Here is a 25490-nt window from a genome sequence, read left to right on the forward strand (position 1 = left end):
GCGACGGGGGTATGACAAGAACCGTCCACGGTGGCCGGTCCGGGGCTACCCGGCCGCCCGCACGAGGATGTCGACGTACCGGCGGCAGCGCTCGGCGACGGTCGACTCGTCGTACAGGTCCGTCGAGTATTCGACGACGCCGAGCAGGCCGTCGCCGGCGGGGGTGAGCATGATCGACCAGTCCCGCCGGGCGCAGTCCAACCCCTGGTCGGTGACCTCCGCCGCCAGCCCCGGCAGGCGCACCGGCGGCATCCCCGGGTTCCAGGTGAACAGCGCCCCGGCGAACGGCGGCGGGTCCCCCATCCGCCAGCCGGGCTCCACCGCGGCGTAGAGGGCCGGCAGCGGGGCCGGCTGGTGCCGCACCGCGGCCAGGAACACCGCGTCGAACCGGGCGGCCAGGTCGACCAGGGGCTCGTCGTCGCGCAGCCGCACCCGCAGCGGCAGGGTGCCGGTGAACAGGCCGACCACCGCCTCCAGCTCCCGGCGGTCCCGGTGCGCGTAGGGGCAGGCCAGCAGGACGTCGCGGGTGCCGGTCAGCGCGCCGACGAACCGGGCGTAGGCGGCCGCGAGCAGCGGGAACAGCGTCAGCCCCGCGTCGGCGGCGAGCCGGGTCAGCCGGCCGGTCAGCGCGGCCGGCAGCGTGAAGGCGTACTCCGCGCCGACGCCCGAGGGCGTGGCCGGGCGGGGCCGGTCGGTGGGCAGCGCGACGGCCCGGGGCAGGTCGGCGAGCGTCTCCCGCCAGTGCCGCAGCGCCTCCGGCGGCACCTGCGCCGCGCGCTGCCGGCGCGCGTGCTCGACGTAGCGCAGGGCCGGGACGCGCGCGGGCGGCGCGCCCGCGTACGCCCGAGCCAGCTCGTCGAGGAGCTGGAGCATCGACCAGCCGTCCCCGCACAGGTGGTGCACGACCAGCGACAGCACCCAGCGGTCGGCGGCCAGCCGGGCGAGCCGGGCGCGCAGCCACGGCCCGTCGGCCGGGAACGGCTCCCGGCCGACCGCCACGCACCACGCCCGCACCGCGGCGGCGTCGGCGTCGGTGGCGGGGAGGTCGACCACGGGCACCGCCACCGGGCGGTGCGGCAGCACCTCCTGCACCGCCCCGCCGTCGCCGGCCACGACCCGGGTGCGCAGGGCCTCGTGCCGGCCCACCAGGGCGTCGACCGCCGCGGTGAGGGCGGGGACGTCGAGCGGGCCGGTGAGGTCGACGCGTACGGCCATGTGCACGGCCGCCGGGTTCGGGGCCTGGCGCTGGCGGTGCCACATCAGCTCCTGCTGGTACGTCGCCGGCGCCCGGCCGGCCGGGTCGAGGGCCGCGGCCATCGCCCGCACCCCCGGGCTGCGCAGCACCCGGTCCACGCCGACGTCGACGCCGAGCGCCTCGCGCAGCCGGTTGGCCAGCCGCACCGCGCCCAGGGAGTCGCCCCCGGCGGCGAAGTACGAGACGTCCAGCGGCACCCGGGGCACGCCCAGCTCCGCGCACCAGGCGTCGTGGACGAGCCGCTCCACGCCCGGCCGTGGCTCCTCGCCGGCGGGCGGCGCGGCGGGCGCGGGCAGCCGGGACACGTCGACCTTGCCGGTGTCGCCGACGGGCAGCGCATCCAGCACCACCCAGGCGCGCGGCACCAGGTGCGCCGGCAGCCGCTCCCCCAGCTCGGCGGCCAGCCGGGCGGTGCGGGCGTCCGGCGGCCCGGCACCGCCGGCGTCAGCGGTGCCGGGGCCGTCAGCGGCGTCGGGGACGACGTAGCCGACGAGGTACGGCTCGGCCCGGTCGTGCCGGGCGACGACGGCGGCCTGCCGTACCCCCGGCAGCAGGGCCAGCGCGGCGGCCGCCTCGCCCGGCTCCACCCGGTGCCCGGCGATCTTCACCTGGTCGTCGACCCGGCCGCGGAACTCGACCGTGCCGTCGCCGCGCAGCCGCACCAGGTCGCCGGTGCGGTACATCCGGGCCCCCGGCACGGGGGCGAACGGGTCCGGCAGGAACGCCGCCGCCGTCGCGCCGGGCCGCCCCAGGTAGCCGCGGGCGAGGCCGGTGCCGCCGACGTGCAGCTCACCGACCGCGCCGGCCGGCACTGGCGTCCCGTCGCGGCCCAGCACGTAGAGGCGGCGGTGGTCCACGGGGCGGCCGATGTCGATCGGGCCCGTCCCGGCGGGCGGCACCGGGCCGGCGGTGGTGACGATCGCGGCCTCGGTCGGGCCATAGGCGTCGAGGACCTCCGCCGGGTACCCGGCCGGCGGGCGGCGGCGCAGCTGGCTGCCCCCGACCACCAGGACCCGGACGGCCGGGGCCGGCGGCACCGCGAACACCAGCTCCGCCAGGGGCGCCGGCAGGTAGGCGACCGTCACCCCGGCCCGCCGCCACCGGTCGACCAGCCGCGCCGGGTCCGCGCGCGCCCGCGAGGGCACGAGGTGCAGGGTCGCCCCGGCGGCCAGCGTCGGGTGGATCTCGGCGAGGTTCGCGTCGAACCCGAGGCCGAGTGCGTGCGCCACGGTGTCCGCGCCGGTGAGGGCCAGGGCGCGGACGTGCCAGTCCACGACGTCCACGGCGGCCCGGTGCGGCACGCCCACCAGCCGGGGGCGGCCGGTGGAGCCGGAGGTGTGGACGCACCAGGCGAGGTGGCCGGGGCCGGCGGCGTCGACGGGGTCGGGCAGGCCGGGGTCGCCGGGCCGGTCCACCAGCACCCGCGCCACCCGGACGGCTCCGGAACCGGCGGCCCCCGGGGCGGGTCCGCCGACGCCGGAGCCGGCCGCCGGGAAGGGGTCCGCGACGTCGGCGGCGGTCAGCAGCAGGCGGGCGTCGCTGTCGGCGAGCAGGTCGCGCAGCCGGGCCGCCGGCAGGTCCGGGTCCAGCGGCAGGAAGGCCGCGCCGGCCAGCAGCGCGCCGAGCTGCGCCGCGACCAGTTCCGCCCGGCGCGGCAGCAGCACCGCCACCAGGTCGTCCGGGCCGACGCCGTGCGCCGCGACCCGGCGGGCCAGCGCCCGCGCCCGGTCCCGCAGTTCCCGGTACGTCCACCGCCGCTCCCCGTCGACCACGGCCACCGCGTCGGGGGTCCGGTCGGCCTGCCGGAGGAACAGGTCGTGCAACCGGTCGGCGGCCGGCGCGGGACGCGGGCCGACCGGCCGGGCGGCGGGGTCGTCGAGCCGGGCGGCCAGCCGGGACAGGGGCTCGCCCGGCGCGCGGGTCAGCACGTCGAGCAGCCGGTGCAGGTGGTCGAGCAGCCGGTCCACGGTCGCCCGGTCGAGCACGTCGGTGCGGTACTCCACGTGGCAGCGCAGCGTCTCGCCGTGCGACAGGTAGACCATCAGGTCGACGGGGGCCTTGGCCAGGCCCAGCGGCAGTGGCTCGGCGGTGACGCCCGGCAGGTCGAAGGCGAACGCCCCGGGCCCGCTCTCGTACTCGACCACCACGTCGAACAGGGGGTGCCGGCCGGCCTCCCGGTGCGGGGCGACCGCCTCGACCAGCGCGTCGAACGGGACGCGGTCGTGCTCGTACCCGTCGGCGGCGGTGACCCGCACCCGGGCCAGCAGCTCGCGGAAGCTCGGGTCGCCGGTGAGGTCCAGCCGCAGCGGGAGGGTCCGCACGAAGAACCCGACGAGGCCGGCGGTCCGCTCGTCCCGGCCGCTCGTGCCGGTGCCGACCACCAGGTCGTCCTGGCCGGCGTACCGGGACAGCAGCACCCCGAACGCGCTCAGCAGGGTGGTGAACGGGGTGACCCCCTCGGCGCGGCTGAACCGCCGGACCCGCCGCGCCAGCTCGGCGGGCAGCTCGCGGAAGACGCTCTCCCCGGCCGCCGACGGCAGCGCCGGGCGGGCCAGGTCGGAGGGCAGGACGGGGGTGGGCGGGGCCGGGTCGAGCTGGCCCCGCCAGTAGGCCAGGTCCTTGTCGTCGGGCTCGCCGTCGCCGGCCGCCGCCAGCTCCGGGTAGGTCACCGGCAGCGGGGGCAGCTCCGCCGCGACGCCGGTCACCCGGGCCCGGTAGCGGGCCGAGACCTCGTCGGTCAGCACGGCGTACGAGCCGCCGTCGGTGGCCAGGTGGTGGAAGGCCAGCACCAGCACGTGCCGGGTGGCGGAGAAGCGCAGCAGCGTGAACGCGAACACCGGCCCGGCGGCCAGGTCGAACACCCGGCGGCTCTCGGCGGCCAGCGCGGCACGGACCGCCTCCTCCTCGGCCCCGCCGGGGTGCTCGCGCACCGGCAGCTCGACCGGCACCCGGTCGCGGACGACCTGCCGGGGCTCCCCGGCGACCTCCGCGTAGTGGGTGCGCAGCGGGGCGTGCCGGTCGACCACGTCGCGCAGCGCGCCCCGCAGCGCGGCGTGGTCGAGCGGGCCGACCAGCCGCACGGCCGCCGCCTCGTTGTAGGCGGGCGTGCCCGGGTGCAGCCGCTCCATCAGCCACAGCCGGCGCTGCGCCGACGACAGCGGCGCGGTCCGCCCGCCGGGGTGCGGCGGGTCGCCGACGGGTCGGCGCGGGGTGGCCCGGCGCAGCGCGTCGAGCACCGGCAGGCCGGCGCGGACGGCGTCGGCGGGCAGTCCGAAGTCGACGAAGCAGGCGATCTCGTCGGCCCCCGCGTCGAGCACCGCCTCCACCACGGACCGGCAGCTCTGCGGCGAGCCGATGAGGGCCCGCTGCGCGCAGTACCGCTCGTACGCCCGCCCCAGCACGAACCGCACGTCCTCGTCGGGGGTGCCGGCCAGGTCGATGTTCATGCCGAGGCTGTTGACCACCTGCCCGAGCAGGCTGAACGACGAGCGCAGGTACGCGCAGAACGGCTCGAACGCCTCGGCGCGGGCCCGGTCGGCGTCCTCGCCGAGGTAGGTGTGCAGCAGCACCACCACGCGCCCGCCGGCCGGGTCGAGGCCGTGTTCGGCGCGGGTGCGCCGGTAGAGCGCCACGTTCTCGGCGAGGCTCGCCACGTCCTGCGTCATCAGGTTCGTCACCACCCCGACGTCGCGGCGGGCGGCCTCCCGGTAGCTGTCGGGGTTGCCGACGATCGCCGTGAACACCGGCGGCTCGGGCTGCACCGGGCGCGGGAACAGGCGCACGTCGAGCGCCTCGCCGCTGCCGGACCGGGCCGGCACCGCGTCCCCGCGCCACAGCCGCCGGACGGTCTCCAGGTGCTCGTACATCACCTGCTTGTGCCGGCCGAAGTGCTCGGGGTGGAAGACGAAGTCGTTGGCGTGCCAGCCCGGCGCGCAGCCCAGCCCGATCCGGCCGCCGGAGAGGTTGTCCACCATGGACCACTCCTCGGCGACCCGGACGGGGTGGTGCAGCGGCAGCACGACCGAGCCGGCGTTGAGCCGAACCCGCCGGGTGCGGGTCGCGAGGGCGGCGGCGAGGACCGACGGGTTGGGGAAGAGGCCGCCGAAGGAGTGGAAGTGCCGCTCGGGCAGCCAGACGGCGTGGAAGCCGTGCGCGTCGGCGAACTCCGCCGCGTCGACGATGACGCCGTACTTGTCGTCGCGGTCCTGGTCGGGGTAGTCGCCGAAGAAGTAGAGGCTGAAGTCGACGGTGTCCGGCGTCGTCGCCGCGCCGGCCGCCGGGCGCGGGTCCGCGACGGCCGGCGCGTCGGCAGGCACCGGCACGGGAGCGGGGGCCGGGGGCGCAGGGGTGGGAGCGGGGGTTGGCGGGGCGTGGACGGGGGCCGGCGTGGGCGCGGGGCGCGGCGGGGCGGCGGGCTCCGGCGGGGCGGCGGGCGGGTCCGCCGGCAGGCCGGCGGCGACACCGAGCAGGGCGAGCTGCTGACGCATCAGGTCGAGCTGCTGCCGGACGACGTCGACCAGCTCGCCCGGCACCGGCCGGCGGGCGTCGCCGGACGGTCCGCCGTCGGCGGCGGGTGGGGACGCCGCCGACGCCGTGGCGTCCGGACCGGTCGGCGGCGCGGCGGCGGTGATCGCCGTGGCGAGCCGGCGCGGCGTGTCGACGGTGGTGAACAGGTCCCGCACCGGCACCCGGACGGCGAAGTCGCGCTCGATCTCCCGGGACATGGTGATCAGCAGGAGCGAGTCCGCGCCCAGGGCGAAGAAGCCGGTGTCCGGATCGACCTCGGCGGCGGCCAGGCCGAGCCGCTCGGCGGTCAGCGCCCGGACCCGCTCCAGCACCGCGTCCGCCCCGCCCGCCGGCCCCGCCGGGGACGCCGCCGGCACCGCGTCCCCCCGCCTGTCACCGGCGGGAGCAGGAGACGCGGCGGAAGCCGGGGACACGACGGGAACCGGGGACACGACGGGAACCGGTGCGGCTGCGGGCTCCGGGGTCGCCCAGAAGGGGCGGCGCTGGAAGGGATAGCCGGGCAGCGTCACCCGGCGTCCGCCGTGCCCGTCCACGAGCGCCGCCCAGTCCACCGGCGTCCCCGCGACGTGCAGCTCTGCCACCGCCCGCCACAGCCCCGCCACCGGGTCGAGCCCCCGCCGCTGCGACGGCACCCAGCGCGGCCCCGCGCCGGTCGCCCCGGGGGCGGCTCCGGTCGCGCCCGCGAGGGCGGTGAGCAGGCCGCCCGCGCCCGCCTCGACCACCGTCGCGACCGCCTCGGCGGACAGGGTGGACACCGCGTCGTGCCAGCGCACCGGCTCGCGGGCGTGCCGGCACAGGTGCTCGGCGTCGGGCCGCCAGCCGGGCGGGCGGACCCGGCCGTCGAGGGCGCTGACCAGCGGCAGCCGGGTCGGCCGGAACTCGACCGTGGCGGCCAGCTCGCGCAGCGGGCCCAACACCGGCGCGACCGCCGCCGAGTGGAACGCCCGGTCGACGGGGAGCCGCCGGGTCGCCACCCCGAGCCGGGCGGCCCGGTCGGCGACGGCGGCGACGGCGTCGGGCGGGCCGGCGAGGACGTGCTGCGTCGGCCCGTTGACCGCCGCCAGCTCCAGCGGCGACCCGGCGGCCAGCGCGTCCACGGTCGGCCGGTCGGCCAGCACCGCCAGCATCGCGCCGGGCGGCAGGTGGTCGGCCATCAGGCGGCCCCGGTGGGCGGCGAGCCGCACGGCGTCGGCGAGGGGCAGCGCGCCCGCGACGACCAGGGCGGCGTACTCGCCGACGCTGTGGCCGAGGACGTGGCCCACGGACAGGCCCCACGAGCGCCACAGCCGGGCCAGCGCCACCCCGGCGACGACCAGCGCCGGCTGGGCGACGTCGGTGGGCCGGGCGACGGTCTGCCGGTCCGCGCGCAGCCGGGCGACAAGGTCGCCGCCGACGGCCTCCCGGTACGCGGCGGCGGCCTCGGCGAGCACCGCCCGGACGACCGGGAACCGGGCGGCCAGCGGGAGCAGCGCGTCGCCGACGTCGCCCTGGCCGGGGAAGGCGAGGGCGACCGGCCCGGCGGCGTCCCCGCCGGCCTCGCCCGTCAGCACGTCGGCCGGCAGTCCGGCGGCGTGCCGGTCGAGGGCCTCGGCGAGGGCGGCGGTCGACCCACCGAGGGCGACGAGCCGGTGGCGCAGGTGCCGGCGGCCGGTGCCGGCGGTGCGCACCACGTCGGCCAGGGCCAGGTCGGGGTCGGCGCGCAGCCGGTCCCGGTGCCGCAGGGCGAGCGCGGCCAGCGCGGCGGGGTCCGCGGCGGAGATCGGCAGCAGCCCGGGAACCGCGTCGGGCGGGTCGGCGGCGCGCGGCGGCGGGGGCGGCGGCTGTTCGACGATGACGTGGGCGTTGGTGCCGCCGACGCCGAGGGCGCTGACGGCGGCGCGCCGGGGCGTCCCGGTCGCCGGCCAGTCGGCGGCGACGGTGGTCACCGTGAACGGCCCGTCGGCTAGGCGCAGCGCGGGGTTCGGCCGGGCGAAGTTGATCTGCGGCGGCACCCGGCCGGAGCGGACGGCGAGCACGGCCTTGATCAGCCCGGCCATGCCGGCGCAGCTGTCCAGGTGGCCGATGTTGGCCTTCACCGAGCCGAGGAACGCCCGCGCGGGCGCGTACGCCTCGGCGAGCGCGTGGTGCTCGACCGGGTCGCCGAGGGCGGTGCCGGTGCCGTGCGCCTCGACGTACCCGATGGAGGCGGCCGGCACCCCGGCGTCGCGCAACGCCCGCCGGACCACGTCGACCTGCCCCGCCACCCCGGGCGCGGTCCACCCGACCTTGCCCGACCCGTCGTTGTTGACGGCCGAGCCGAGCAGCACCGCGTGGATGCGGTCGCCGTCGGCGAGCGCCCGGTCCAGCGGCTTGAGCACCACCGCGGCGACCCCGTTGCCGCCGACCGTGCCGTCGGCGTCGGCGTCGAAGGGCCGGCACCGGCCGGACGCCGACAGGATCGACCCGGGGGTGTGCCGGTAGCCGGTGACCTGCGGGACGTGCACCGCCACCGCGCCCGCGACGGCGACGTCGGCGTCCCCGGCGAGCAGGGCGCGGGCGGCCAGGTGGACCGCGACGAGCGAGGTGGAGCAGGCGGTCTGCACGGTCACGGCGGGTCCGGTCAGCCCCAGCCGGTACGCGACCCGGGTCGCCAGGAAGTCGGGCTGGTTGCCCAGCGCCGCGCCGATGGCGGTGGCCGGGTCGGCGGAGGCGACGGCCTGCGGGAGCTGGTGGCGCAGGTAGGTGTGGTGCGGGTACAGGTTCATCCCGCCGCCGGCGAAGACGCCGATCCGCCGGCCGTCGGCCTCGCCGGGGCAGCCGGCGTCCTCCAGGGCGTGCTGGCAGGTCTCCAGGAACAGCCGGTGCTGCGGGTCCAGCAGCTCGGCCTCGCGGGGGCTGACGCCGAAGAACGCGGCGTCGAAGCCGGCGACGTCGTCCAGCACGCCGCTGGCCGCGACGTATCCCGGGTCCGCCGCGAGGTGCTCGGGCACCCCGGCGGCGGCCAGCTCCGCCGGGGTGAACGCGCGGACGCTCTCCACCCCCGCCAGCAGCGCCGCCCAGAACTCGTCGACGTCCGTCGCGCCGGGGAAGCGGGCGGCCATCCCGACGACGGCGACCCGCCGGTCCGCCGGCCGCGCCGCCGCCTCTCCGGCGGGGGCCGGGCCGGCGGCGGCGAGGTGCGCGGCGAGGGCGTCGACGGTCGGGTGGGCGAACAGCGCGGGCTGCGGCACCGGGCGGCCCAGCGCCTCCTCCAGCCTGGCCCGCAGCGCGACGATCTCGACGGAGCCGACGCCCAGCTCGTAGAAGGGCCGGTCCGTCTCCGCCGGGCGGCCGAGGACGTCGGCGAGCGCGGCGCGGACGACGGCGCGGACCGCCGCCCGGCCGGGGGCCACCGGGCCCTCCTCCCCCGCCGGGGCCGCCCCGGGCCCGTCGGCGGCGGCGTCGCCCGGCCGGACCGGCGGCGGGAAGCCGTCGGCGAGGAACCGGCGGCGCAGCTCCGCGCGCCGGATCTTGCCCCCGGTGGTACGGGGGAAGTCGGCCTCGCCGAGGATCACCACCCGCCGTGGGGCGAGCTGCCAGCGCCGGGCCACCGCCGCCGACACGGCCCCGGCCACCCGTTCCGCCGCCGACCCGGTCGTGGCGTGCGGATCGGCGGGAGCGACGGCGTGGCCCCCCTCGGCGTCGGTGACGGCGAACACCACGAGCGCCTCGGTGCCGGTGCGGGCGTCGGGCACCCCGACGGCGGCGACGAGCCCGGCGCGCACCCCCGCGACCGCGCCGACGACGCGCTCGACCTCGTGGCAGGGGATGTTCTGCCCGTTGAGGATGACCAAATCCTTGGCGCGGCCGGTGACGGTCAGCGCCCCGTCGCGCAGGTAGCCCAGGTCCCCGGTGTCCAGCCAGTCCCCGTCGGGGAACGCGGCGCGGGTGGCCTCGGGGTCGCCGAGGTAGCCGGGGGTGACGCGGGCCGAGCGCACCTGCACCCGGCCGACCCGCCCCTCGGGCTGCACCGCGCCGTCGGCGTCGACGATCCGCAGGGTCGCCCCGGGCGCGGGCCGCCCGACGGAGAGCAGCTCGGTGACGTCGCCGCCGGCGGCGTCCTCGACCCACTCCACGTCGCCGTCCAGGCTGGCGGTGCGGACCACCTGCCGGCAGCCCGGCTCGGTGAACGACCCGAAGGTGATCCCCGTCGACGTCTCCGACATCCCCCACGCCGGGGTCATCGCCGCCGCCGGCACCCCGGTCGCGGCGACGAACGCGCGGAAGGTCTCCGGCAGGCACTGCTCGCCGCCGCTGACCATGCGCCGCACCCCGCCCAGCTCCCAGCGCCGGCCGCCCGGGGCCCGGCCGACCGCGTCGGCCACCAGCCGCAGGCCGAAGTTCGGCGACCAGCCGTGGGTGACCCCGTGGCGGGCCATGAGGTCGAGCCAGCGCGTCGGGTCCGCCAGCACCAGCCCGGTGGCGACGTGCACGGAGGACGCGCCGAGGAACACCCCGCCGAGGTGGTAGAGGAGCAGGCCGGCGACGTGGTCCAGGGGCAGCCAGTTGAGCAGCACGTCGCCGGGGCGCACGTCGAGCAGCACGCGGGCGCCGACGGCGTACTCGGACAGGCCCCGGTGGGTCAGCGGGATGATCTTCGGGGTGCCGGTGCTGCCCGACGAGAGTTGCAGCACCGCCACCTCGTCGGGGCCGGGCTCGGCGTCGGCGTCGGGCGGCTCCCCCGCCGGATCGGCCGCCGGGTGACCCGCCGCCGGGCCCGCCGGGCCCGCCGCCGCCAGCTCCGCGACGTCGACCACCCGGTCGGCCAGCGGCAGCCCGGCCAGCCCCGCCGCGTCCGCCGCCCCGGCGAGCACGACCGGGGCGTCGAGGGCCCGCCAGGCGTGCAACAGCGCGGCGACGGCGGGGCTGTCCGCGTCGTAGCCGGCCGGCGCGCCGACGGTCAACGGCACGACGCCGCCGAGCGCGCAGCCCCAGAACGCCGGCCAGTAGTCCACACCGGAGTCGACCCGCAGGATCGCCGCCGAGCCGGGGGCCACCCCGCGGGCCCGCAGGCCGGCCCGCACGGCGCGGGCGCGGGCGAGCAGCGTCGCGTGGTCGAGCAGGGTGTCGGTGCCGTCCTCGGCCACGACCCGGATGCCGGCGTCGGGGAAGTCCCGCGCCGCGCGCCGCAGCGCCGCGCCCAGCGTCCGGGGGTGTGCCGGGTCGGCGGGCAACTCGCCGCCGTGGCTGACGGCGGGGCGGCGGGCCGGCGGGCTGGCGGTCGTCACGGCGTCACCTCGGCGGTTCGGGGGGTCGGGGGGTCGTCGTGCCGGTCGGCCCGGCCCGGTGGGTCACGCCGGCCCGGGGGCCGCACCGTCTGGGCGAGCAGGAACACGAGGGCCACGGCGCAGGCGATCCCGTGGGCGACGGCGACGACCGGGAACGGGGCCACCCGGTCGAGCGCGACGGCACAGCCGATCATGCCGAGGCCGAAGCCGGCGTTCTGCGCCGCGCTGGCGAACCCGAACAGCCGGGCCCGCCGGGACTCGTCGACGCCCTGGAGCCGCGTGGTGTAGCTGATCTCGGCGTAGCCGTCGGCCGCCCCCGCCGCGAGGGTCAGCGGGATCAGCAGCCACAGCGGCGGATCGGTGAAGGCGAGCACGAAGAACAGCGACATGAGGCAGGTGGCCACGCCGAAGGCGCGCGGCGAGCCCACCTGACCGGTGCGGGCGGCCAGCCGGGCGCACCACCGGCCGGCGGCGAGGCTGCCCACCGCCCACGAGGTCAGGAACACGGCGGCGTACGCGGCCGGCGAGTCGGGGCGGACCAGGCTGGCCTGCACCGGGATGCCGACGTTGTGGGCCGCCGAGCCGAACGCGTCGGCGGCGCGTACCCCGATCATCGCCGCGACGACCGGCGCGACCGCCCGCAGCACCCCGACGCCCGCCCGGGCCCGGGGGCCGGTGGGCCCGGCGGCCTCCGGCGCGGCAGCGAGCGGCCGGCGGGCCCGCACCCGGGCCAGCAGCCCGGCGGAGAGGGCGTAGGTGCCGGCGTCGAGCAGGAACGCCACCTCGTAGCCGAGCCAGGCGACCAGGACGCCCGCCGAGGCGAAGCCGAGCAGCATCGCCACCGACCGGGCCGCGACGAGCCGGGCGTTCGCGCGGGCCCGCCGCGCCGGCCCGGCCAGGTCGGGCAGTTCGCTGCGCAGCGCGACCCCCCACAGGGTCTGCCCGCAGCCGAGCACGACCGCGAGCAGGTAGACCGCCACGGGACGCGCCCCGTCGGGGGCGGCCACCAGCAGCGCCAGGGTCGCCGCCGAGAGCAGGTCCGCGCCGATCATCAGGCGGGTGCGACGGTGCCGGCCGGCGAGCAGCCCGCTGACCGGCCCCATGAGGAATCCGGCGGCCAGCCGGACGGCCATGAACAGACCGGTCTGCGCGGCGGAGCCGGTGAGCTCCAGGGTGAACAGGCCCAGCGCCACCAAATTCAGGTAGCTGCCGTAGGTGGAGACCGCGTGCGCGGCCACCACCAGCCGCAGGTCACGCGCGGCGCGCCCCGCGTCGGCCGCCTTCGCCACTGAGTGTCCCCGTCACTGTCGTCGCCCCGGTTCCGACGATCTTGCCGGGCGGACGGACGACTTTCAATGCCGCGCCGGGGTTTGCGGGGTGCCCTACCCGCCCGGGCTCAGGTATTGGGCCGGGACGGCGTCGGTCAGCCAGACCCCGTTGGCGCTGCGGTGGAAGGCGTGCCCGGCGCGGGCCATGGCCGCCGCGTCGACGGCGAGCACCACCACCGGGCCGCCGCGCCGGGCGCCGACCCGGCGGGCCGTCTCCACGTCGGCCGACAGGTGTACGTGGTGCCGGCCGCCCCGGTGCAGCCCGGTGGCCCGGATCGAGTCGAGGGCCGCCGCGCCGGTGCCGTGGTAGAGCCGCGGGGGCGGCTCGGCGGCCGGCAGCCCCAGCTCGACGGGGATCGAGTGGCCCTGGTTGGCGCGGATCCGCTCGACCCCGTCGGGGCCGCGTTCGACCGCGAAGCGCTGCTTGTCGTTGCCGGCCACGACCGCGTCGAGGTCGGGCCGCCCCACCCGCAGGGCGGCGAGGAGGTCGTCGACCGGCACCCAGCCGGCCCGGTCCGGGGTGAGGCCGAGGCGGTACGGCTCGTGCCGCAGCGCCTTCGACATCCGCTTGCTCAACTTGACCATGGTGCGGTGGTCCATGGCGGCATTGTGGCCGGCGCCGCCGCGCGGCTCCACCCGATTACCGGGCGGGCGGCTGCTAGCCTCTCGCCGTCGGGGCGCAACCAGCAGCGGGAGGCCGACCGTGCCCAGGGAGACCGGACGCACCCTCGTCGCGTCGAACAAGAAGGCCCGCCACGACTACGACATCCTCAAGACGTACGAGGCGGGGCTGGTGCTCGCCGGCACGGAGGTGAAGTCGCTGCGCGCCGGGTACGTGTCGCTGGTCGACGCCTTCGCCCAGGAGCACGACGGCGAGCTGATGCTGCACGGCCTGCACATCGCCGAGTACGGCTTCGGCAGCTGGACCAACCACCAGCCCCGGCGCACCCGCAAGCTGCTGCTGCGCCGCATCGAGATCGACCGGATCCTCGACCGGGTGCGCGAGGGCGGGCTGACGCTCGTGCCGCTGTCGCTGTACTTCTCCAACGGCTGGGCGAAGGTGGAGCTGGGGCTGGCCCGGGGCCGACGGTCCTACGACAAGCGGCAGGCCCTCGCCGAGCGCGACGCCAAGCGGGAGATCGCCCGGGAGCTGGGCCGCCGCCTCAAGGGCGCCCAGGGCCGCCGCCGGTAGGCCCGGACGAGCCCCGGCGGCGACCCCGGTCAGCCCTTCACGCAGACCACCTGCCTGAGGTGGGCGACCACCTCGACCAGGTCCTCCTGCTGCGCCATCACCTGCGTGATGTCCTTGTACGCGGCCGGGATCTCGTCGACCACCCCGGCGTCCTTGCGGCACTCCACGCCGGCGGTCTGCGCCACCAGGTCGGCGGTGCCGTACGTCCGCTTCGCCTGCCCGCGCGACATCCGCCGCCCGGCCCCGTGCGAGGCGGAGCAGTACGCGTCGGGGTTGCCCCTGCCGCGCACGATGTACGACCCGGTGCCCATCGACCCGGGGATGATGCCCAGGTCACCGGTGCCGGCCCGGATCGCGCCCTTGCGGGTGACCAGCACGTCCACCCCGTCGTAGGTCTCCTCGGCGACGTAGTTGTGGTGGCAGCTGATCGGCTCGTCGAAGCCGACCTGCCCCACCGCGTCGCGCACCACGCCGCAGAGCAGGGCCAGCATGACCGCGCGGTTGCGCCGGGCGTACTCCTGCGCCCACCACAGGTCCCGCCGGTACGCCGCCATCTCCGGGGTGCCGGCGAGGAACACCGCGAGGTCCCGGTCGGGCAGCCCGGCGTTGTGCGGCAGCCGCCGGGCGACGGCCATGTGCCGCTCCGCCAACTCCTTGCCGATGTTGCGCGAACCGGAGTGCAGCATCAGCCAGACCCGGCCGGCGTCGGGGCCGCCGGACTCGAGGCAGACCTCGATGAAGTGGTTGCCGCCGCCGAGGGTGCCGAGCTGCTGGCGGGCGCGGCCCTCCAGCGGGGCCACCCGCTCGTCGAGGGTGGCGAAGCCCGCCCAGAAGTCGGCCCAGCCGCGCTGCTCCAGCCCCCGCACCCGGCGCGGGTCGACCGGGTCGTCGTGCTTGGCGAAGCCGACCGGGATCGCGGCCTCGATCGCCGAGCGCAGCCCGGCGAGGTCGTCGGGCAGGTCGGCGGCGGTGAGCGAGGTGCGCACGGCCGACATGCCGCAGCCGATGTCCACGCCGACGGCGGCCGGGGAGACCGCCTGCCGCATGGCGATCACCGAGCCGACGGTCGCGCCCTTGCCGAAGTGGACGTCGGGCATCACGGCGACGCCCTCGACCCACGGCAGCGCGCCGATGTTGCGCAGCTGCCGGGCGGCCTGCGGCTCGATCGCGTAGGGGTCGGTCCAGACCCGGACGGGCGCGCGGGTGCCGGGCAGCGGGGTGAAGGCCATCGTCTCTCTCCTCGTCGGACGAGGAGTCCCTCCCCGTCGGATGAGGAAAGGTAGGCCGGGGGCGGGAGGCCCGGCAACGGATAATCGGCCCCGCCGCCGGCGGATCAGGCGCGGGCGGTGCCCTCGACGACCGGCTCGGAGACGTGGTCGAGGAACGGGAAGCGGGCCCGCAGCTCGCCGAGGCTCGCCCCGCCGCGCCAGGCGTCGGCGATCCGCACGACCTGGTCCAGGTCGGTGGTGTCGCCGTCGGCCCGGCAGCCGTCCGCGCCCGCGATGTCGACCATGAAGTAGCGGGCCTGCGAGCCCAGGCCCACGCAGATGGTGCCCCGCGCGGAGCGCAGCTCGGCGCAGGTGAACCGGCCCCGCCCCTGCTCGGGGGCGCTGATGCGGCCCACGTCGGCCCCGCACCGGGTGGCGGCCAGGGCCAGCGCGGACGCGAGGCCGCCCAGCTCGACCAGGTCGGGATAGAGGCGCACGCCCAGCGCCGTCGACACGTCGGTCACCACTGACTCCCACTTCTCTGTGACGGATCCAGCAGGGCGGACGTTACAGCCTGGTTAACCGGGCAGCCACCCTCGCGGACGACTCGGGACGAAATTCCTGCGCCGACCGGACCAGGGTCCCGCCCCCGGCCGGCGGGCTCCACCGGCCTCGCCGCCGCCCTGCGGCGCGTAGCATCCACGCCCATGGCATTGATCCGGTGCAACTTCCACTCCGAGGCGCTGGGCATGGGCACCTCGATGACGGTGCTCCTGCCGGACCCGGCCGGCGTCGGCATCGGGCTGGCCGGCGGCGCGCCGGCCGGCGACCCGCCGGTGCTGTACCTGCTGCACGGCCTCAGCGACGACGACACGATCTGGACCCGGCGCACCTCCGTCGAGCGGTACGTCGCGCCGCTCGGCCTGGCCGTGGTGATGCCGCAGGTGGCGCGGAGCTTCTACACCGACGAGGAGCACGGCAACCGCTACTGGACGTTCCTCAGCGAGGAGCTGCCCGAGGTCTGCCGGTCGTTCTTCCGGCTGTCCGACCGGCGGGAGGACACCTTCGTCGCCGGCTTGTCGATGGGCGGCTACGGCGCGGTGAAGTGGGCGCTGCGCGAGCCGGGGCGGTTCGCGGCGGCGGCGAGCCTGTCGGGGGCGCTGAACGTCGCCCACCGGCGGCACCACCCCACCCACCCGCTGGACCCGGCGGTGTGGCACACGGTCTTCGGCGACCGGCCGGTGCCCGGCAGCGACGACGACACGGTGGCGCTGCTGGAACGCGCCGGCGACGACCTGCCGGCCCTCTACGTCGCCTGCGGCACCGAGGACTTCCTGTTCGACGACAACACCCGCTTCGTCGAGACGGCCCGGCGGCGGGGCGTGCCGCTGACCGTGGACTTCTCCCCCGGCGACCACGACTGGGCGTACTGGGACGAGAAGATCTCCGACGTGCTGGCCTGGCTGCCGCTGCGCTCCCCCACCGCCCGGTCACAGTGACGAGCGGGCCACCGGGAAGTCGAAGTACGTGTCGGGGTACGGCTCGTCGGCCAGGCGGTAGTGCCACCACTCGCGCGGATAGTTGGTGAAGCCGGCGTCGGCCATCAGCCGCAGCAGCAGCTCCCGGTTGTCCCGGGCCGCGCCGCTGATCCGGCGGTCGGCGGTGTGGGCGCGCGGGTCGAAGCAGTCGAAGCCGGTGCCCATGTCGACGCCGTTGTCGGCGTAGCGCTCCCCCACCGGGGCGGTGCACGCCACCAGGGGCGCGTCGGGCAACCACGGGGGCTGCCCGGGCGGCGGGTCGGGCACGAGCGTCACGTCGACGGTGCTGCCCCGGCTGTGCGCGGTGGGCGCGCCGAGGTAGCCGTCGGCGAACAGCCGTGACTTGGCCACGTCGGGGTAGAACTCGGCCTTCGTCTCCTGCTCGCCGGGCCGCCCCGCCCAGTCGACGAAGTCGTCGACGGCGCGTTGGGGCCGGTAGCAGTCGTACACCTTGAGCCGGTGGCCGGTGGCGCGGGCCGCCTGCTGCGCCCGGCGCAGCGCGTCGGCGGCGGGCCGGGTGAGCAGGCACAGCGGCTCCCGGTAGCCGGCGACCGGACGGCCGACGAAGTTGTGGGCGGTCGCGTACCGGATGTCGGTGACGACGGTCGGGTCCACGTCGGACAGGTCGACGAACCCGGTCGGGGCGCGCGACCCGGCGGGCGTCGGGGTGGCCGGGGTGGCCAGGGCGGACGGACTGGCCGGCGCGGGCGCCGGGCGCTGCGGCGCGGGGCAGCCGGGCAGCAGCGCGGCGACCGCCACGACGACCACGGCCGGGGCGGCGGCGCGGGTGGACCGGGTGGACCGATCCGCCCCGCGCCGCCGTCCCATGCCACCGTTCTAGCAGCAGTTCCGCCCGGTTCGCGGCAACCCGCCGGATCCGGTGGCCGGCGGCGGGCTCAGCGCCCGCGCACCGCCCGACGGATCTCCACCGGCAGCGCGGGCGCGCCGTCGACCGGGGCCGGGTCCTCGGGCGTGGGGGCGATCCCGCCCGCGGCGATCCGGTCCAGGGTGGCCAGGCCGGCGGCGTCCACCTCGCCGAAGACGGTGTAGTTCGGGCGCAGCGCCGAGTCCGCGTATACCAGGAAGAACTGGCTGCCGTTGGTGTCGGGGCCGGCGTTGGCCATGGCGAGCAGGCCCCGGGCGTAGAGGCGGCGCTCGCCCGTCGGGTCCGTCGGCGCGGGCGGCAGGCCGGTGGGCAGCTCGTCGGCGTACCGGTAGCCCGGCCCGCCCTCGCCGGTGCCCGACGGGTCGCCGCACTGGAGGACGCTCAGCGTCGGGTACGCGGTGAGCCGGTGGCACGGCGTGCGGTCGTAGAACCCGTGCCGGGCCAGGTGCAGGAAGCTCTGCACGGTGCAGGGGGCCTGCTCGCGGTCGAGGGTCAGCCCGATCGGGCCGTGGTTGGTGCGCAGCGTGACCCGAACGGTGCCGTGGTCGGGCGTCCGGCGCGGGTCGGGCGGCAGCGGGACGGGCCGGGCGGGCGGCTCGTCGGGGGTCTCGGTGTACGCGCACGGCCCGGGCGTCGTCTGCGGCGGCGGCTCGGCGACGGCGCGCCCGGTGGCCGACGGCGGCGCGGCGACGGCGACGGCGGCGCTGCCGCCGACCAGGCCCGTGGCGAGCAGCGCGACCCCGGCGAGCCGGGACAACGCCCGTGGCCGGCGGGGACGGGCCGGGGGCGGCGGGACCGGCCGCCGGCGGGATGACCTCGACACGTGACGTCCTCCTGGGCTCGTGACTCCAGAAAGATCGCAGTCTATGGATCAGGTCGCCCTCCTGTCGACGGCGACACGCGCCCCTGCGCCGCCGGCGGGCTCACCGCGCCGGTTCCAGGTGCGCGCCGAGCGGGCCCACCGTCCAGCCCCGGCGGCGGCACTCCGCCAGCAGCCGGGGCAGCGCGGCGAGGGTGGCCCGCCACGACCCGGGGGCCGCGGCGCAGTCCGCGTCGTGCAGCAGGACGGTGTCGCCGCCGGCCAGCCGGGCGGCGACGGTGTCGAAGACCGAGTCGGGGGTCGCCGCCGCCGTCCAGTCGCGCCCCCACCGGCTCCACAGCACGGGGGTCAGCCCGAGCCGCGCGCCGGCCAGCAGCGCCGGGCCGGTCAGCACGCCGTACGGCGGGCGGAAGAAGCGCGGGGCCCGGCCGGTGGCGGCCTCGACCAGCGCCCGGGTGCGGGCCAGGTCCCGGTAGGTGGCCAGCGGGCCCCGGCCCAGCAGGTTGCGGTGCTCCCAGCCGTGCACGGCCACCTCGTGCCCGCCGGCGACGAGGTCCGCCGCCAGCCAGGGTGACCGCACGAGCATCGTGCCGAGCACGAAGAAGGTGGCCCGCGTCCGGTGCGCGGCGAGCACGTCGAGGAAGCGCGGGGTGGACTCGGGGTCGGGCCCGTCGTCGAAGGTCAGCGCGATCCGTCCGGGCGGGCCCGCCCCGTCGAGCCGGGGGAGGAACCGGCGGCGCACCGGCCCCACGGCGGTGGTCGCGGGGCCGGCGTGGGCGGTGACCGCGACGGCGGCCGCGCCGGCCAGCGCGAGGGCGCAGCGGCGGCGGCCGCGCGGCGCGGTCACCGCCCGCCCACCCACCGGATCGACGGCAGCACCGTGGCCAGCACGCCGACCGCCTCGTCCACCGCGTCGAGCACGGCCCTCCTCCTGCGGTACGCGGCGCAGCCCGCGCCGGTCTGCCGCCCCGCCTCGTCGGCCACCAGGGCGGCGGGGTCCGCCCAGCCGCCCGGCCACCCGCCGACGGACGGCGGATCCGGCGTGGCCAGCGTGGCCAGCGCCCGCCGCAACTGCTCGGCGGACGGGGCCCACCGGGTCAGTCCCGCGGCGGCGAGGATCGCGGCGTTGGCCCGGCCGTGTCCCGGCAGGGGACGGTAGGTGATCACCGGTAGTCCGCAGCTCAGCGCCTCCTGGCAGGTCAGCCCGCCCGCGTTCTCGACCACCACGTCGACGGCCCGCATCAGCGTGGGCATGTCGTCGACCCAGCCGAGAACGTGCCGGGTGGGCCCCCGCAGCCGCTGGCGCAGGTCGGCGTTGCGGCCGCAGACGACCACGGTGCGCACCCCGTCGGCCGCGTCCACGGCGGCGACGGTCGCCTCGACGTCGCCCGTCCCCCACGCCCCGGCCACGATCAGCACGAGCCGCTCCCGCTCCGGCAGCCCGAAGCGCCGCCGGGCCGCGCGGCGGGTGGTCTGCGTCGCCGCCGGGAAGTCGGCCGAGACCAGCGGTGAGACCGTGCGGACGTCGAGCGTCGCGCCGGTTCCCGACGGCTGGTGGCGGGCGTGCCGCAGGGTGCAGTAGACGTCCACGCCGGGCGCGACCCAGGTCGGGTGCACGACGAAGTCGGTGACGTAGGTGACCAGTGGGACGGGGAGCACCCCGCTGCGGCGCAACGGCCCCAGGAGCTGGTTCGCGAACGGGTACGTGGTGACGACCGCCCGGGTGCCGGCCGGGACGGCCCGCCGGGCGCGTCCCCGCAGCGGCGCGAGCGCGCCCCGCAGGACGGCCACCGTGAGCCGGGACCGGCCGGTGATGGCGAACAGCGCGTCGTATCCCCACGGCGCCCAGCGCAGCACACCCCGGTACGCCTCGCGGAACATCGACCGCACCGGGCGGGGCAGGAGGTCGAGGAAGTTCACCCGGTGCACCGCGAAGCCCCGGTCGGCGAGCCGACGGGTCAGCTCGGCGGCGGCCGAGTCGTGCCCGGCCCCCACGTCCGCCGACACGACGACGATCGTCCCCCGGTGCTGCGCGTTCACCGCGCGCGCTTACCCGTTCGGCGCGGCTTGACTCCCGCCCTGCCGCGGCGCGTCGCCTCGGGCGGGCGGTTCAGGCCCGGCGTCGGCGGCGGCGCAGGAGCACGACGGCGAGCAGGCCGGCCACGGCGGCGGCAGCGGCGGCGAACGGCCAGGTCGCCGCCCAGCCCGACGGGACGGCCCGGTGGGCGGCCACCGCGCGCGGCTCGGGGGTGACCGGCGCGCCGGCCGTCGGGGGCGCCACGGGCGCGCCGTTGGCGGCCGTCTCCCCCGGCGCGACGAGGCGGCCCACCGAGGCGTCGCGGGGCAGCGAGAAGCCCCAGTCCAACAGCGCCGCGCCCTGCTCCCAGCCGCGCATCGGCCGGGGCTCGGCGCCGAGCAGGGTCACCACGAGCCGCCGGCCGCCGCGCTGCGCCGCGCCGACGTAGGTGTGCCGGGCGTAGTCGGTGAAGCCGGTCTTGCCACCCAGCGCGCCCGGGTAGCGGTAGACGAGCTGGTTCTCGTTCTGGATCTGGAAGCCCTTGCGGCGCAGCGCGGGCTGGTCGGGGATCCGGGCCTGCTCGGTCAGCGTGTACCGGCGGAAGGTGGCGTCGGCGAAGCAGACCCGGGCGATCAGCGCCAGGTCGTACGCGCTGGTGAACTGGCCGGGCCCGTCCAGGCCGGACGGGGTCACCGCGTGGGTCTGCAGGGCGCCGAGGCGGCGGGCCTCGGCGTTCATCGCGCGCACCCCGCCGGCCGCGCCGTCGGGGCCGCCGATCAGCCGGGCCAGCACGTTGGCCGCCTCGTTGCCGGATTGCAGCAGCAGCCCCAGGAAGACGGTCTCGACGGTGTAGCGGCCGCCCTCCAGCAGGCCAACCGCCGAGCTGCCGGGGGCGATGTCCAGGTCCTCGTGGGTCACCGTGACCGTCTGCTTCGGGTCCAGCTTCGGCAGCGCGGCGGCGGTCAGCAGGAGCTTCTGCACGCTGGCCGGCGTGGCGTACTCGTGTGGGCCGCAGCCGCCGAGCACCGCCCCGGTGTCCAGGTCGGCGACCAGCCAGGAGGTCGCGGTGACCGGCGGCGGCGCGGGCGCGCCGGACGGCGCGACCAGGGCCGGGGTCGCCAGCGCCGGGCCGCCCACCGTCCGGTGCAGCGGCACCGACGGCGGGGGCGTGGGCCGTGGGGAGCGCTCCACCTGCGGCGCCCGCGCCTTGGGGCAGGGCACCGGGGCGGCCGGCACGGCGGCCCGGGGGGCCGCGTGGGCGGTGAGCGGCGCGGGCGCCCCGGACGTGCCGACGACGACGACGGCGGCGGCGAGGGCCAGCACCGGAGCTCTCATGCCCTGCACCCTAACGGTGCGACCGGTCGCTGTCCGGCGGACCAGGGCCGGAGCCGGGGCGTTCCCGGTTCCGCTCCGGGCGGGCCGGCGGGGGTCGAAAACTCCCCGGGAATGGGTTGAACTATCGCTGCGGAGGATCCGTACTCACGGGCGAAGGAAAACGGGTCGTCCACGACCGCCATGCCGGGTCGGTCACGACGTATCCGCCTGTCCGTGTAACCGTCCGGAACAATTCCGGGAACGGGCGTGACGCCGTTCCCACCGGCCGGTCTCCGGTTTCCTTCAATCGTCACGGCACACCGTCGGCGACGCGTTCGGAAATTGACCCCGGACGCTGCGGCGGTCAGGACAAGGAGAGGTGCATGGTCAGGCGCACGCGAAAGAATGCCGTCCTGAAGCTCGGCGGGGTCGGTGCCTTCGCGGCACTGGCGCTCGGTGCCGGGCTGTCGCTGGCCAACGCCGGCGAGAGCACGGCGACGGCGGTGTCGGTCACCTGTCCGACCGTGGCCGACAAGCTGGGCGCGGTGCCGGCGGCCGCGAAGGCGGGAGTGGACCAGGAGCTGCGCAACCTGGAGACCCAGATCGCCAACGTCAACGCCCGGCTGGCCCGCGAGCCGGGGGCCGCGAACGGCCAGCTCAACGACATCGCCGGCAAGCGCCGCGCCGTGCTCGACCGGATCCGGCTGAACATCACCCGGGTCGGCGGCACCGCCCCGGCCGGCCTCGACCAGCTCGCCACCTGCACGCTGCGCAACGGCGCGGCCCCGGCCGACGCGGGCGGCAACAACGGCAACGCCGGCAGCGACGGCGCGGTCGCGGCCGGCGGCGCGCAGACCGTGAACTGCCCCGACGTGCGCGGCCAGCTGCCGGCCGTGCCGGCCGGCGCGGCGGCGGGGGTCCAGCAGGAGCTGGCCAACCTGGACCGGGAGATCGCCGCCGCGAACGCCCGCCTCGCCCAGCTCGCCGTGAAGCCCGAGGGCGGCCCGAACTTCGTCAACAACGCCGTCCTCGGCCCGCTGAGGAGCAAGCGGATCGCCGTGCTCGACCGGATCGCGATCAACATCGCGCGGGCCGGCGGGCAGCGCCCCGACCTGTCCGGCCTCGCCACCTGCGGCCTCAACGCCGCCGGGGCGGGCAACGCGGCGGGCGGCAACGCGACCGGCGGCAACAACGCGGGCAACGGCAACACCGGCAACAACGGCGGCAACGCGGGGGCCGGCAACAACGCGGGCAACGGCAACACCGGCGGCAACGCCGGCGCGGCGCAGACGGTGAACTGCCCGAACGTGCGCAACCAGCTCGGCGCGGTGCCCGCTGCCGCCGCCGGTCAGGTGCAGGGCGAGCTGAACCAGCTCGACCAGCAGATCGCCGAGGCCGACGCCCGCCTCGCCCAGCTCGCGGTCCGGCCGGAGGGCGGCCCGAACTTCGTCAACAACGCCATCCTCGGCCCGCTGAAGGACAAGCGGGTGGCGGTGCTCAACCGGATCGCCACCGACATCGGCCGGGTCACCGGCCAGCGCCCCGACCCCCGCCTGGACCTGGCCACCTGTGGCCTGAACTGACCGACGGGCCGACCCGATCGGACGGGCCCCGCCCGGTGGACCCCCACCGGGCGGGGCCCGTCGGCGTGCGCCGGGGCCGGACCCGCTCCGGATGCCCTCGCTTTGAGACTTTTCCACCATCGGGCGCACCCCAGCGCGGGAAGCGCCGAGAAAAGTCTTCACGGTCGGTCGAATGAGACAATGGAAGCGACCAGGCCCGGGGCCGACCACCGGCCGGGGCCACTCCACCCGTCGCCCGCGTGAAGGGTTCGCATGACGCAGCCAGCACGGTCCATCGCCGACAGCCACGACATGATCGAGGTGCGCGGCGCCCGGGAGAACAACCTCGCGTCCGTCTCGGTGGACATCCCGAAGCGCCGCCTCACCGTCTTCACCGGCGTCTCCGGCTCGGGGAAGTCCTCGCTCGTGTTCGGCACCATCGCCGCCGAGTCGCAGCGGATGATCAACGAGACGTACAGCGCCTTCCTCCAGTCGTTCATGCCCAGCCTGTCCCGGCCCGACGTCGACTCGCTGCGCAACCTCAGCGCCGCGATCGTCGTCGACCAGGAGCGGATGGGGGCCAACTCGCGCTCGACCGTCGGCACCGCGACCGACGCGTACGCGATGCTGCGCATCGTCTTCAGCCGGCTGGGGCAGCCGCACGTCGGCCCGGCCGGCGCGTTCAGCTTCAACCTCGCCGAGGGGATGTGCCCCACCTGCGAAGGGCTCGGCCGGGTCTCCGACCTCGACGTCGACCAGCTCGTCGACGTGGAGCGCTCGCTCAACGACGGGGCGATCACCGTGCCGAACTTCGCGGTCGACTCCTGGTACTGGCAGAGCATCGTCGGCTCCGGCCTGTTCGACCCCGACGTCAAGCTCCAGGACTTCACCGCGCAGCAGTGGCGGGACTTCCTGCACAAGCCGGCCACCAAGATGAAGGTCGGCAACCACACCATCACCTACGAGGGCCTGGCGGTGAAGGTCCGCCGGCTCTACCTGAGCAAGGACAAGGAGCCGACGCAGCCGCACATCAAGGCGTTCGTCGAACGGGCGGTCACGTTCGCGACCTGCGGCGACTGCGCCGGCGCCCGGCTCAACCAGGCCGCCCTGTCCGCGCGGATCGCCGGCCGCAACATCGCCGAGTGCAGCGCGATGCAGATCAGCGACCTCGCCGCGTTCGTGCGGGGCATCGACGACCCGTCGGTGGCCCCGCTGGTGGCCAACCTGCGGGAGCTGCTCGACTCGCTGGTCGAGATCGGCCTGGGTTACCTCAGCCTCGACCGCGAGTCGGGCACCCTGTCCGGCGGGGAGGCCCAACGGGTCAAGATGGTCCGGCACCTCGGCTCCAGCCTCACCGACGTCACGTACGTCTTCGACGAACCGACGGTCGGGCTGCACCCGCACGACATCGCCCGGATGAACGGCCTGCTGCTGCGCCTGCGGGACAAGGGCAACACGGTGCTGGTCGTGGAGCACAAGCCGGAGACCATCGCGATCGCCGACCACGTGGTCGACCTCGGCCCGGGGGCCGGCCCGGACGGCGGCCGGATCTGCTACGCCGGGGACGTCGCCGGGCTGCGCCGCGCCGACTGCCTGACCGGCCGGCACCTGGACCACCGGGCGCGGCTGCGGGACCGGGTCCGCACGCCCACCGGCCACCTGCCGATCCGCGGCGCCGACCTGCACAACCTGCGCAGCGTCGACGTCGATGTGCCGCTCGCCGTGCTGACCGTCGTCACCGGCGTGGCCGGCTCCGGCAAGAGCTCGCTGATCCACGGCTGCCTGCCCCGCCGGGAGGGGGTGGTCGTCGTCGACCAGTCCCCCATCCGCGGCTCCCGGCGCAGCAACCCGGCCACCTACACCGGCCTGCTCGACCCGGTCCGGGCCGCCTTCGCCAGGGCCAACAAGGTCCGGCCGGCGCTGTTCAGCGCCAACTCCGAGGGGGCCTGCCCGAAGTGCCGGGGCATCGGCGTCGTCTACACCGACCTCGCGATGATGGCCGGCGTCGCCTCGGTGTGCGAGGAGTGCGAGGGCCGCCGGTTCACCCCGCAGGTGCTCGCGTACACGCTGCGGGGCAAGAACATCAGCGAGGTGCTCGGCATGTCGGTGACCGAGGCGCAGGGCTTCTTCCCGAGCGGGCCGGCCCGCGCGGTGCTGGACCGCCTGGCCGACGTCGGCCTGGGCTACCTCGGTCTCGGCCAGCCGCTGACCACCCTCTCCGGCGGCGAGCGGCAGCGGCTCAAGCTGGCCATCCACATGGGCGAGAAGGCGCACACCTACGTGCTGGACGAGCCCACCACCGGCCTGCACCTGGCCGACGTCGACAGGCTGCTGGCCCTGCTGGACCGGCTGGTCGACGCCGGCAACACCGTGGTCGTCGTCGAGCACCACCAGGCGGTGATGGCGCACGCGGACTGGATCATCGACCTCGGCCCGGGCGCCGGCCACGACGGCGGCCGGATCGTGTTCACCGGCACCCCGGCCGACCTGGTCGCCCACGGGGACACGCGCACCGCCACCCACCTGCGCGAGTACGTCGGCAGGTGAGGCCGGGCCGGGTCCACCGCCGCCGTCGGCCCGGCGGACCCGACCCGCCC

General features: G+C 77.2%; 14 protein-coding genes. 4 read left to right on the forward strand and 10 right to left on the reverse strand.

The window, feature by feature from the left end; genetic code table 11:
* Nucleotides 1–45: 45 nt before the first annotated feature.
* The 3 genes from O7633_RS03720 to O7633_RS03730 form a co-directional block, all read right to left on the reverse strand.
* Nucleotides 46–11028: a MupA/Atu3671 family FMN-dependent luciferase-like monooxygenase gene (locus O7633_RS03720; protein ID WP_282326027.1), complete on the reverse strand. Its 10983-nt coding sequence runs from the start codon at nt 11026–11028 to the stop codon at nt 46–48.
* Complete coding sequence (locus tag O7633_RS03725) at nt 11025–12317, reverse strand: MFS transporter (RefSeq protein ID WP_282326029.1); 1293 nt, start codon at nt 12315–12317, stop codon at nt 11025–11027. The genes O7633_RS03720 and O7633_RS03725 overlap by 4 nt, the downstream gene beginning before the upstream one ends.
* Before the next feature lie 93 nt (nt 12318–12410).
* On the reverse strand, nt 12411–12956 hold the full coding sequence (locus tag O7633_RS03730; RefSeq protein WP_282326030.1) for an RNA 2'-phosphotransferase: 546 nt from the start codon (nt 12954–12956) through the stop codon (nt 12411–12413).
* Between the two features lie 103 nt (nt 12957–13059).
* Between O7633_RS03730 and smpB the strand changes: the two genes are divergently transcribed.
* The gene (gene smpB, locus O7633_RS03735) at nt 13060–13548 is read left to right on the forward strand and encodes an SsrA-binding protein SmpB (protein ID WP_074479328.1); all 489 of its coding nucleotides are present in this window, start codon (nt 13060–13062) and stop codon (nt 13546–13548) included.
* 29 nt (nt 13549–13577) lie between these two features.
* Here the strand turns inward: smpB and O7633_RS03740 are convergent, their stop codons facing one another.
* Together O7633_RS03740 and O7633_RS03745 are read right to left on the reverse strand one after the other, a co-directional pair.
* Nucleotides 13578–14777, reverse strand: coding sequence for an RtcB family protein (locus O7633_RS03740; RefSeq protein WP_282326032.1), 1200 nt, complete (start codon nt 14775–14777; stop codon nt 13578–13580).
* A gap of 104 nt (nt 14778–14881) precedes the next feature.
* Nucleotides 14882–15280 carry a hypothetical protein gene (locus O7633_RS03745; RefSeq protein WP_282326033.1) on the reverse strand — a complete coding sequence of 133 codons (399 nt, stop codon included), beginning with the start codon at nt 15278–15280 and terminating at the stop codon, nt 14882–14884.
* Between the two features lie 183 nt (nt 15281–15463).
* Here O7633_RS03745 and O7633_RS03750 point away from each other — a divergent pair, with 183 nt between their 5' ends.
* A complete protein-coding gene (locus O7633_RS03750; RefSeq protein WP_282326034.1) occupies nt 15464–16255 on the forward strand; it encodes an alpha/beta hydrolase family protein in 792 nt (263 codons plus the stop codon).
* On the opposite strand, the gene O7633_RS03755 is transcribed toward O7633_RS03750, so the two are convergent.
* From O7633_RS03755 to O7633_RS03775, 5 genes are all read right to left on the reverse strand, one after another.
* The gene (locus O7633_RS03755; RefSeq protein WP_282326035.1) at nt 16247–17122 is read right to left on the reverse strand and encodes a M15 family metallopeptidase; all 876 of its coding nucleotides are present in this window, start codon (nt 17120–17122) and stop codon (nt 16247–16249) included. The two genes, O7633_RS03750 and O7633_RS03755, sit on opposite strands and share 9 nt — an antisense overlap.
* Before the next feature lie 68 nt (nt 17123–17190).
* Nucleotides 17191–18003: a peptidylprolyl isomerase gene (locus tag O7633_RS03760; RefSeq protein WP_278135526.1), complete on the reverse strand. Its 813-nt coding sequence runs from the start codon at nt 18001–18003 to the stop codon at nt 17191–17193.
* Between the two features lie 100 nt (nt 18004–18103).
* Complete coding sequence (locus O7633_RS03765; protein WP_282326036.1) at nt 18104–18847, reverse strand: polysaccharide deacetylase family protein; 744 nt, start codon at nt 18845–18847, stop codon at nt 18104–18106.
* Entirely contained in the window at nt 18844–20040 is a 1197-nt protein-coding gene (locus tag O7633_RS03770; RefSeq protein WP_282326037.1) for a glycosyltransferase, read from the reverse strand. Before O7633_RS03770 ends, O7633_RS03765 begins: the two co-directional genes overlap by 4 nt.
* Nucleotides 20041–20110: 70 nt before the next feature.
* A complete protein-coding gene (locus O7633_RS03775) occupies nt 20111–21352 on the reverse strand; it encodes a serine hydrolase (RefSeq protein ID WP_282326038.1) in 1242 nt (413 codons plus the stop codon).
* A gap of 362 nt (nt 21353–21714) precedes the next feature.
* Between O7633_RS03775 and O7633_RS03780 the strand changes: the two genes are divergently transcribed.
* Nucleotides 21715–22914: a hypothetical protein gene (locus O7633_RS03780; RefSeq protein ID WP_282326039.1), complete on the forward strand. Its 1200-nt coding sequence runs from the start codon at nt 21715–21717 to the stop codon at nt 22912–22914.
* Between the two features lie 252 nt (nt 22915–23166).
* Nucleotides 23167–25440 carry an excinuclease ABC subunit UvrA gene (locus O7633_RS03785; protein WP_282326040.1) on the forward strand — a complete coding sequence of 758 codons (2274 nt, stop codon included), beginning with the start codon at nt 23167–23169 and terminating at the stop codon, nt 25438–25440.
* Nucleotides 25441–25490: the final 50 nt, after the last annotated feature.

Origin of the sequence: Micromonospora sp. WMMD712 (genome assembly GCF_029581295.1) — a bacterium.
GTDB lineage: Bacteria > Actinomycetota > Actinomycetes > Mycobacteriales > Micromonosporaceae > Micromonospora > Micromonospora carbonacea.

What these genes read in the sequence shown, in the direction of transcription:
- O7633_RS03730 (WP_282326030.1), bottom strand. Translation starts at nt 12,956, where the DNA reads ATGGACCACCGCACCATGGTCAAGTTGAGCAAGCGGATGTCGAAGGCG.
- O7633_RS03740 (WP_282326032.1), bottom strand. Translation starts at nt 14,777, where the DNA reads ATGGCCTTCACCCCGCTGCCCGGCACCCGCGCGCCCGTCCGGGTCTGG.
- O7633_RS03750 (WP_282326034.1), top strand. Translation starts at nt 15,464, where the DNA reads ATGGCATTGATCCGGTGCAACTTCCACTCCGAGGCGCTGGGCATGGGC.
- O7633_RS03755 (WP_282326035.1), bottom strand. Translation starts at nt 17,122, where the DNA reads ATGGGACGGCGGCGCGGGGCGGATCGGTCCACCCGGTCCACCCGCGCC.
- O7633_RS03775 (WP_282326038.1), bottom strand. Translation starts at nt 21,352, where the DNA reads ATGAGAGCTCCGGTGCTGGCCCTCGCCGCCGCCGTCGTCGTCGTCGGC.
- O7633_RS03780 (WP_282326039.1), top strand. Translation starts at nt 21,715, where the DNA reads ATGGTCAGGCGCACGCGAAAGAATGCCGTCCTGAAGCTCGGCGGGGTC.
- O7633_RS03785 (WP_282326040.1), top strand. Translation starts at nt 23,167, where the DNA reads ATGACGCAGCCAGCACGGTCCATCGCCGACAGCCACGACATGATCGAG.